At 49.0% G+C, this 9,980-nt stretch carries 8 protein-coding genes; all 8 read right to left on the reverse strand.

What is annotated here, in order from left to right:
* Positions 1-21: 21 nt before the first annotated feature.
* Positions 22-606, reverse strand: coding sequence for an RNA polymerase sigma factor (locus tag QFZ48_RS28910; RefSeq protein ID WP_370910121.1), 585 nt, complete (start codon positions 604-606; stop codon positions 22-24).
* Positions 607-702: 96 nt separating this feature from the next.
* Positions 703-1,293 (reverse strand): hypothetical protein, encoded by a 591-nt coding sequence (locus QFZ48_RS28915; RefSeq protein ID WP_429064930.1) that lies wholly within the window; start codon positions 1,291-1,293, stop codon positions 703-705.
* A 63-nt stretch (positions 1,294-1,356) separates the two neighbouring features.
* On the reverse strand, positions 1,357-1,515 hold the full coding sequence (locus QFZ48_RS28920) for a type IX secretion system membrane protein PorP/SprF (RefSeq protein WP_429065574.1): 159 nt from the start codon (positions 1,513-1,515) through the stop codon (positions 1,357-1,359).
* Entirely contained in the window at positions 1,484-2,389 is a 906-nt protein-coding gene (locus tag QFZ48_RS28925) for a PorP/SprF family type IX secretion system membrane protein (RefSeq protein WP_429064931.1), read from the reverse strand. The genes QFZ48_RS28920 and QFZ48_RS28925 overlap by 32 nt, the downstream gene beginning before the upstream one ends.
* A gap of 33 nt (positions 2,390-2,422) precedes the next feature.
* The gene (locus QFZ48_RS28930) at positions 2,423-4,420 is read right to left on the reverse strand and encodes an OmpA family protein (RefSeq protein ID WP_429064933.1); all 1,998 of its coding nucleotides are present in this window, start codon (positions 4,418-4,420) and stop codon (positions 2,423-2,425) included.
* 26 nt (positions 4,421-4,446) lie between these two features.
* Positions 4,447-5,451 (reverse strand): PorP/SprF family type IX secretion system membrane protein, encoded by a 1,005-nt coding sequence (locus QFZ48_RS28935; RefSeq protein ID WP_079467646.1) that lies wholly within the window; start codon positions 5,449-5,451, stop codon positions 4,447-4,449.
* 31 nt (positions 5,452-5,482) lie between these two features.
* Complete coding sequence (locus tag QFZ48_RS28940) at positions 5,483-9,592, reverse strand: PKD domain-containing protein (RefSeq protein ID WP_429064935.1); 4,110 nt, start codon at positions 9,590-9,592, stop codon at positions 5,483-5,485.
* A gap of 27 nt (positions 9,593-9,619) precedes the next feature.
* The gene (locus QFZ48_RS28945) at positions 9,620-9,976 is read right to left on the reverse strand and encodes a T9SS type A sorting domain-containing protein (RefSeq protein ID WP_429064936.1); all 357 of its coding nucleotides are present in this window, start codon (positions 9,974-9,976) and stop codon (positions 9,620-9,622) included.
* Between the last annotated feature and the right edge of the window lie 4 nt (positions 9,977-9,980).

Below are 9,980 nucleotides of genomic sequence, written 5' to 3' on the forward strand. Positions count from 1 at the left end.
CATTTAGTTTAACCCGCAGAATTATACCGCCACCAGGTTTTCAACCCCGGCCTGTTTCCTTAAATTCATCAGTGCATACCGTACCCTTCCCAGCGCTGTATTAATACTGATACCGATGGTTTGCGCCATCTCCTTATAACTCAGGTCGGCGTAATACCGCAGGATCAGGGCTTCGCGTTGCAGTCCGGGCAGACGGTCCAGCATCCTGTTTACTTCTTCGGTTACCTCTGCACGGATCATACGGTACTCCTGGCTGTGTTCCGTGACTTCCATGTAATCGCCCAGGTCATCGTTGTAGGTAACGATGGTGCTTTGCCGTTGATTGGTTTTCCTGAAATGACTGATACAGGCGTTATGGGCAATCCTTACCGCCCATGCCAGGAACCGGCTGTTATCAACATAGTGGCCCGATTGTAAAGCGTTCACTATTTTTATAAATACTTCCTGGAAGATATCTTCCGCCAGGCTTCTGTCTCTCACAAGTAAAACAATAGTAGTAAAGATCCTGTTCTTATGGCGGTATACCAATGCGGTAAAAGCCGGGTTATTTCCTGAAATATACAGGCGGATCAACTCCTGATCCGTAAGGTCACTATATGGGTTCATACACGGTTTCGTAAATTTTGGTCAATAAATGATTTCAAATGGGGGCCACCCTGAATAAGGCAGCCCTTTTATATACTGGTGGTTGTATTAGCCAACCTAGTCCTTGAGATTTAAATATTTTTCCACCTGGCTGTAATCATTCCAGTCGATGCCTGCCGCAGATCTTGCAGACACGCCACCGGGAATAATTACATACCTGTATTGATAACGTTTATCCGTAGCAGTGGTGCTGATAGGTGCATTCGCAAGCAGGTCGATGGCGCCGACAGAGGCTACAAACCTTACCAGGTAACCATATTCATCCACATACGGTAACGCTTGTACGAAAGAATTGGCAGCAGTACCGAGATTGATATATACGTTGATAGATGCATTGGCCAGTAAGGGAGCTGTTAACTTCGGAGCATCCAGGCTGGCGCCATATATGATGGTGTTAATAGTACCATTCTGATTAAAGATGGTATCTGCAGGCGCAAAGGCCACATCCTTCCAGGCAGAATAAATAACATTCGCACTACCGGGCGCACCTGAATCGCCTTTGGGACCGGTAGCACCGGGCACACCCGAAGGACCCGCAGGGCCAGCAGGACCGGCAGGACCCTGGTCTCCGTCTTTGGAGCAGGCAGCAAAAAATAATACAACCGCAGTGATCAATGCATAGGGCATAAAGCGTGTAACCTGTTTCATAATGACAATTGTTTTGTTTTTGTTTTTATTTATTAAATGAAAAGATGAAAAAATTGACAGCCGTTACCATACGTTACGGGGACAGGTATCTCCATACTTGTTACCCAGCAGGAAACCGATCATGATTTCATGAGTACCCCGGCTCACTGTATTCAGGGAAGATGCCGTATAGTCGTAAGAGTAACCAATGTTAAACTGCGAGCTGATGTTGACCCCAAACATAGCAGCCACCCCCGTCGTTTATCCTGTAAGAAGCCCCCAGCCAGAGCCGGTCGCGGTACATAAACCTGGCGTTAACATCCACACTGAATGGCATGGCGGTGATCATTTTCAGCATTACCGACGGCATCACATTCAGATCATCGTTTATCCATAACCGGTAGCCGGTAGTAAAGAATAAATGCGGTACCAGTTTGCCGCTGTAAACAGAGTCGCCCACTACTTTGCCATTGTCGAACCCGATTTGCTGCGGGATAATATTCTGTACAGAGATACCGGCAAAATAATCTGCTGAGTACAGCCACAGTCCGGCGTTTACTTCCGGCTTCCATTTGTTCAGTATACCGGTGCTGGTGCCCAGCACCGGATCGGAAGGATCAAAGAATTCCACCCTGCTGGCATCCAGACTCACCTGTTGCATACCTATACCGATACCGGCGCTGACGCTGGTTCTGGGAGATAGGTTAATGTGATGCGCATATGCCCCCGTAATGGAAAAGCGGTTAAGCGGACCGGTTTTGTCGTTCAGCACGGTGAGCCCTATTCCGGGATGCGGAGGCGGTGTGGTGTAATCCTGCCAGTAGCCTTTTCCACGGGGATTATTTCCTTCTGGCTCAAAACCTGTAGGCGATGCGGTACTGTAATCCGATTTACGCAAAGGCCCCTGCAGGGTCATATACGTGGTTACCGGTGCACCTTTCATACCTACCCACTGATGCCGGTGACTGAAGCGCAGGTCCCAGTAGTTTTCAATACCCGCCAATGCCGGGTTGATGATGAAAGGATTCATGATATACTGCGTGTAATGTGGCTGTTGCTGCGCATGGGTAACATGCACCAGCAAAACAAGCAAACCTGTGAGCACAATGTTTTTCATGGATCAGTGATTTTGGGTTAAACAGCCGGGCTGTTACTTTTTAATGATCGTAAATGCCGTTCTCCTGTTCTTTTGTCTTCCTTCCGGGTTATCACTACCATCTTCCTGGGTGTTGGGCGCTACCGGCTGTGTATCGCCATAACCTATATAAGTAAGCCTGGAGCGATCAATGCCTTTGCTGACGAGATATTCCACGCAGGTTTTCGCACGGGCTTCAGACAGGCGTTGGTTAAACGCGGGCTTACCTTTACTGTCGGTATGCGCACTCAGTTCTATGTGCATATCGGGATTGGCGGCAAGCAGTTCCGCTAGCTTATCCAATGAAGGGAATGAACCTTCCTGTAACGTAGCCTTGTTGAAATCGTAGTACACGTTTTCCAGCACTACCGGCGCTTCCGGTGTCACCAGTTTCGTCAGACACAATACCGGCACTGTCATGGCAGCGGTGTCTTCGTCCTGTGGAACAGTTATCTGCCGGGCATTGGTCGTATAACCGTCTGCATTAGCTACTGCCTTTAACGGTAAAAAGTCTTCCACGGTAAAAGCGTAGCTGCCATCGGCGGCCGTGGTGTGCGTGTATACCACTTTGTTACTGATAGTATCTATCACATTTACGGCAGCACCCGCCAGCGGCGTGTTACTGTCGCAGGATACCACGATGCCGCTCAACCGTTTTGGCGGACGGTTTTTATGTACAAAGAACAATTCCAGGCAGCATTCTGCTGCACGGTCAGTGCCCAGCAGTACATCATCCAGCAGGTTTTTATTATTGCTTCTGCTGGTAAAATAAATATCGTCTTTCACGGAGTTCACCGGGTAACCCATGTTTACCGGCGCTTTCCAGGTACCTACATTTCCTTTGCTGGAAAAGAAGTCGTATCCGCCCATACCTACACGGTTATCTGCCGAAAAGATCAGCGTTTTGGTAGCCGCATGATAGAATGGCGCCTGCTCATTACCGGCAGTGTTGATTACTTCTCCCAGGTTGGCTGTTTGCAAGGGCTTACCGGATTCATCAAGGGAGGCATACCATAAGTCGAAACCACCGTAGCCATCGGCCCTGTCGCTGGCGTATAACAATGTTTTACCATCTTCCAGTAAATACGGTTGCTGGGTATTATTACCCACCGAATTCACCAGCGCATCCATCACCACAGGTTCGCTCCAGTTATCACCGTTTTTACGGGACACATAAATGGCTGATACCTTTTTGCCATGATCCATGTGCCAGCGGGTAAGGAATAGTAACTCCCCGTTGGGCGACAGGCATGCAGCGCCCTGGTGCAGCCCTTCCGGCTGATCGAGCTTTAACAGGTGAATATCAGATACCTGCCCGGCTTCATAGGTGGCGGTATATAAACGATTGATATAAGTATGATTTTTCTGAAACGAACTGTCGGGCCGGGTAGAAGTAAAGATGAGGGTACTGCCGTTACTCCACAACGGCGCATAGCTGGCCCCCGTAGTGTTTAACGCAGGAGGCGCCTTCTTTACGCTGTACTCCGACAGATCTTTTTTATTCAACTGGGCGGTAATAAAAGCCAGGTTCTGCAATTCGCGTTTAGCCGCTTCCGTGAATTTATCATTAGCCGTATAGCTGTCCAGGAAATTTTTGAACGCCTGGGTCGCCTCTTCATACTTAGCCAATGCCCGCAGGGAAACTGCGTAGTAGTATGGCGCCAATGGGAAACCAGCTTTATCCAGTTCCATCACGGATTCGTAGTAAGGCGCTGCCTTACCATAGTTATGCAGGTTGCGATAGCTCTCTGCCAGCTTATACACCGCCAGCTGTTCGCTGCTTACCTTTACTGTTTTATTCTTTACCACCGACACGGCCGCATAAGGTTTGTAAGTATCCGGCTTCACCGTTTTGGTACGGGAGCCCAGGTACTTTTCATAATAGGTAGCCGCTGAATTGTAGTCTTCTTTACTGTAGTACTGATCTGCCGCTTTGAGATAGTTATAGGTAAATTGTGCAAACGACATCATACCCGATAACAGCAATGCGGAAGTAAATATTATTTTTTTCATGAGATCCTGTTGCTTTTAAAAGTTGATTACAATCGTGGACAAACAAATTCTACATCCGGTGTTCTTACCGATCTGCGGCCAATGAACGTAAGGGATATTTCAAAGCTGTTGGAGCCATGTGCCATTTTGCTGAGATCAGATGTATTGATATCATAGCTGGCGCCGAGCATCATATTCTTATAAATAAATCCCGCGTGTGTAGTCACTGCATCTTTGTACCGGTAGTTTACACCGAGCAGGAAATCCGTTCCCGCTGCTGCATTCAGCTGGCCATAGGCGCCGATCATTTTTTCCTGTGCAGGGCCCTGCTGCATGAACAGGAAGTTGGGTGTAATGCTGAGTATTTCCGACAGGGTTAACTTCACGCCGCCGTGTACATTAAAGCGCATCGGGAAACGGGCATCACCTTTGGCGCTGAACTGGTCCTGTGGTTTGGTAAGATGCATAACGGAGACGCCGCCATAAATATTAAAGTTCTTCCCGGGGGTAGCGTCATAATACAATGCCCCTGCGCCGGCATCAAAGGAGGCTGCCGAGTTACGGGTAAGTACATCCGATACAGGATTACCGGGGTTGTAGCCGGTAACAGGGTTCCATTGCTCGCCATAGGTGAGCTTGGAAGGGTCAAACCTGCGCTGGATAAAGCCCAGCTGCAAGCCGAAGTTCAACTGGTGATAATGGGAAGCATCGAGTTTCACACCGGTATAGGCCGCGCTTACATAAGCCGTTGTATAATTGTAACCGCCATCGCCGGCAGTTTGATTTAATACGCTGGCGCCTATATTAATATTCTTTGCGGTGGGTATTTCCCCGCTTACACCGTATGTTTTAAACGGGCTGATATTCCCCCACTGCGTGCGGTAAATGGCCGCCACGCGATAGTCGCCATCAAATACGCCTGTAAGCGCAGGATTTAACCACGACGGATATACGTAGTACTGTGAAAAGTGGGGATCGGTTTGCGCCATTAACCGGGTACCGGAGCATACAGTGGCAGCAAAGATGAATAAGGTTGCAATGATCGTTCTCATTTACAATACGGTTTTATGTGAATGATTTACTTTACCTGATAATAGTTACATAGCCGGTGATAGGCGCCATACCCGCCCGGAGCCTGATTACATAATAGTAAGTGGCCATTGGCAGCTGATTACCTTTGAATCTGCCGTCCCATGGTACATTATAACCGGTGGAATGGTATATCCTTTGTCCGTAGCGGTTAAATATTTCCACGGTGCTTTCTGCATAATCAGACAGGTTGGTGATAATCCAGGTGTCATTAACACCATCTCCGTTTGGAGAGAAGGCATTTGGTGGCGCAACTGGTTTTAATACTTTCACCGTCATAGCGTCACGAGCCATACAACTATGTTTGCCGATGGCAGTAAGTGTGTACGTGGCATCGTGCATGGCGGGAATTACCGGCGACAACACCGTAGGATCGGGGAAGTCGGCAGCAGGGTCCCAGGCAAAAGTGAGGTTCACCGAATCGTTGGCTACCGGCTTAAAGCTCACGATAGTACCCTGCGGCACAACAAAGGATGGTCCGGCATCTATCACCGGCTGGAGGTATACAATCACCTTGCTGCTATAGGCAGATGATCCGCAACCCGACTGATTTGCTACCTGCAACTGCACGCTGTATTCACCAGGTGCGGTATATTTTTTTACCGGGTGTTGTTCAGTGGAGGTGGTGCCATCGCCAAAGCTCCACTCCCATTTATTAATGCTTCCGGTAGGATCTGTGCTTTGATCCGTAAACACATTGTCGGCGCCCTGGCAAAGGGTATCCGGCGTTACTTTAAAGGATGCCACCGGCTGGCCAAAGAAGGCGCTTAATGTTTTAGTGGCCGAATCTTTACAACCATAAGCGGTAGTAGCCACCAGCTTCACGTTAAACGGTCCAAAGGTTTTATACTGCCAGGTAGGATCTTTTGCCGCCGATCCTGCACCACCGTCGCCGAAGTTCCACTGGTAAGAAAGGGATGACTTGTCTCTCGCCGTAGTGAGATTGGTAAACGCGGCGGTTCCATCCGGCATACATACTTTGGCAGGCAGCGCAAAATCGGTCACCGGCAACTCATGTACGGCCACTATGGCTTTGGCGGTATCGCTGATACAATTATGATCACTCACCGCCACCAGCTTCACGAGGTAGCTGCTGTCTTTCTGGTAAGTGATGGTAAACGGATTGTTGTTGGTGTTGTTTCTCAGCGTACCATTGCCCAGGTCCCATTTCCAGTTGGTGATGGTTCCTACGGGAATGGCAGACTGGTCAGTGAAAACAGTATTCTGTCCAAGACACAAATTGGCGGTAGCTGTAAAAGCAGCTGCAGGTTTAGGATACACTACCACGGTGGTGGAAATGGAATCGGTACAGCCGTTGCTGGTGGTAAACACATACCAGATGGTATGCGTACCTGCGCCTGCAGTAGCAGGGGTGAAATTGCCTGTTGAATCCGTAGCCGGACCACGGTAGTAACCTTTACCAGTTACGCCATTTTGTACAGTAGCTTTGCCTATGGCAATGGTGCCGGGCATGTTTACGCAAACCCCGTTCAGGGCAGCATAAGCCAGTTGTGGTTTCAGTTTAAAGGTAGCCGTTACCGTAGTATCCTTCGTACAGCCTTTATCGGTAGTTACACTATATTTAATAGCATAAGTGCCAAACTTCGTATAGGCATGCGTGGGATCTTTCGCCACCGAGCTATTCGGGTTAGCAGTTGTTGCATTAGCATCCCCGAAGTTCCAGGCGTGTGTGCTGATGGTTTGCGCATCGGGTACCACTGCACCGCTGGTAAACTGTACCAGGCCACCTACCGGCAGGCAGTCGCCGGGATAAGCAAAAAGCGGGTTGGGTTTGGCGTACACGGTAACCGTTTTTGAAACGGTGTCGCTCACACAGAGGTTACTTACTTTCACCACGTGTTTTATGGTGTAGGTATTATGATCTTTGTAAGTAATCGTTTGTACCGCGTTGGTAACAGCGTTCAGCACAGAATCATTTCCAAAATTCCAATACCACGATTTTAAAGGCGCCGTACCTCCGTAAGTGGAGTTATCGGTCATCTTCAATACTCCGCCTTCGCATAAGGCAGCAGCATCTGTTGTAAAGGATGCCACTGGTTTGGCCGCTGCGGCTACCTGGAAGGAAGTATCTCCCACACAGCCATCCCTTGAAATCACCGTTAGCTTTACCGCAGCATTCCCCACAGGAAATACTTTTCCTACCTGGATGCCACTATCCTTCACTGCTCCCGGGAACTCCCACTGCCAGCGGTCGATCAGCGGATCCTTCAGGCTTGTATCTCCCTTAAAGTAAACCGTATCCAGCGAACACCCGGTATAGGTATAAGTCATTACCGCACGCGGCTTTCCTTTCACCAATACCGTGAATCCCACCTTTTCGGTGTTGTTACAGTTTTCAATGCTCGGATGCGTGGACATGACCGGGATATCATACTCTCCTATTGCGCTGAACTGGTAAGTGCCGGGCAATGAGTATTTATAATAAGTGATCCCATTGATCAGTACCGTACCGGTGCTTACCGGTGCATTAACCGTTACGTCTGCGTTAGGTGTAATCGCTGTGCCCAGGGTGCTGAGCCGCCACACCATTTTTGTAGGCTTGTACGCCATTAAAATGGACAATTGCACGGGGGTATTGGTACAGGTAAAATCATTGGATGTTTTAGAAGTATCATAACTGTTGTGAATAGAGCCTACGGCATTGAGGTTATTGATCAGCGTACCGGCATTGTAGCCATAGCTTTCCACGCTGCCCAGGCCGTATGTAACTGCGGTGAAGGCGGAGTCGCTGCTCACAATACATTGTGCAGGCGCAGCCGGCCATCTTTTGATCACTACCGTGTAACCGTTCAGGTTAGGATGCGGGTAAGAGAAGTCAAACAGGGGGCTGCCATCAATCCTGAGCGAGGGAATACCTGCCGTAGGAATGATCATGGTGAGATAGTTGGTTTCTATAAACTCCCGGTCGTTCCGGTAAAAACCAATCCGCTTGATGGCTTGTTCTATAGGGCTCAGGTATACCATTTCCGGATCTCCCAGTCCGCCGGTATTGCCGCAGGCCCCGGAAGACGACATAAACTGCGCCACCAGCACCGGCTTATCTGACTCTATATAATCGGCGGTATTGCTAACAAACTCGTAGTAAGAATTGGCGATCAGGCCGGTGAGCGTTACACCATTTCTTTTTACAATGGTGGCAGGATCTTTCACCACTACTTTATAAATATTATACTGGAGGGTCGACGGCAAATCATCTTCAGAGGTGGGCGCGGTGAGATAACGTTTACCCCACGCCTGGAACGGAAAGATCTGCTGGATGTTATTATCGCCGCTGCTGCTGGAGTTATTGCAGGTGATGGCCGTACGGCTGCTGCCGGAATACACGGCCACGGGATAACACTGTCCCATTGGATTGCCGATCGATTTAATAGTAGTGCCGGTCAGCTCCCGGCCGGCGCCACTGCCCAGCGAAGCGCCTACCAGCTGGTAGATATCCCCGCGGTTCAACGTAACGGTGAAAGGTACGCCCGCAGGGCGTCCGTTACGGGTTAATACCGAAGGGGTAATTTCCACCACAGTATTATTCTGGTTCGCAATAACAAACATCCAGGAGAAACAGTCGTCCGCATAGTTCTGCATACTGTTCACAGAAATGTAGGAATAACCCCATGTTTCTTCCGGCATCAGCATAGTAGCCCCGGAAGAGGCGCTGCCATAAATATGCGCATAGGCAACAATAGGCACGTTACTTTGTATGTGAATAGACTTTCCCGTGAAAACGCCCTCGCCTCCGGTGCCGCCAAAAGAAGGCGGCAGGGAATACAGTCTTGCATCTATAGCGCCCGATTTAGGGATCAGGTCAGAAGCAATAACGGTATTCGCCGGGATGTTATACGTACGCGTCCAGGTGGTGCCGGTAATGCTCACTGTAACGGTGGCAGGCTGTTCTGCACTCAGGTACAGGATCATTTCCTGGCTGTTGCTTTGCCCCATCTCCATGAACTGGTGGTGTCCGTAGCCCACCCAGAAATCTTTCCCTTTATTGGAAAGATTCTGGGCGTATGCAACATCGGCTACGAACTGAAACAGGGTCAGGGATATGGCAATGCAAAGTCGCTTTATGTATAGTAATTTGGTTGACATCTTCTTCAATTTTTCATATTGAAATGATTATTGTTTGATGATCATCTTCGACGTCGTTGTGCCATCTGCAAAAATGGTATTCAGCATATAGGCTCCCCGCTGGATATCCTGTACATCCAGCTGGTTATTTTTACCGGTAACCGCTACACGCTTGATGGTTTTGCCATCCATCCCATAGAGTACCAGCTGTTGAATTGATTTGCGTGACTGTATGGTGAGGGAAGAAACGACCGGGTTGGGATATACCTTCACAGATCGCTGCAACATTAAAAGGCTGTCGATATCCTGGCGCATGGGCCGGATAGTTGCATTGGCGCAAGGCCAATGCAACATCCAACATCCAATGACTAACAGTAACAACTTCTCTATGCTTACTTTTTTCATACAA

It is taken from the genome of Chitinophaga sp. W2I13 (assembly GCF_050434005.1).
Classification (GTDB): Bacteria; Bacteroidota; Bacteroidia; order Chitinophagales; family Chitinophagaceae; genus Chitinophaga.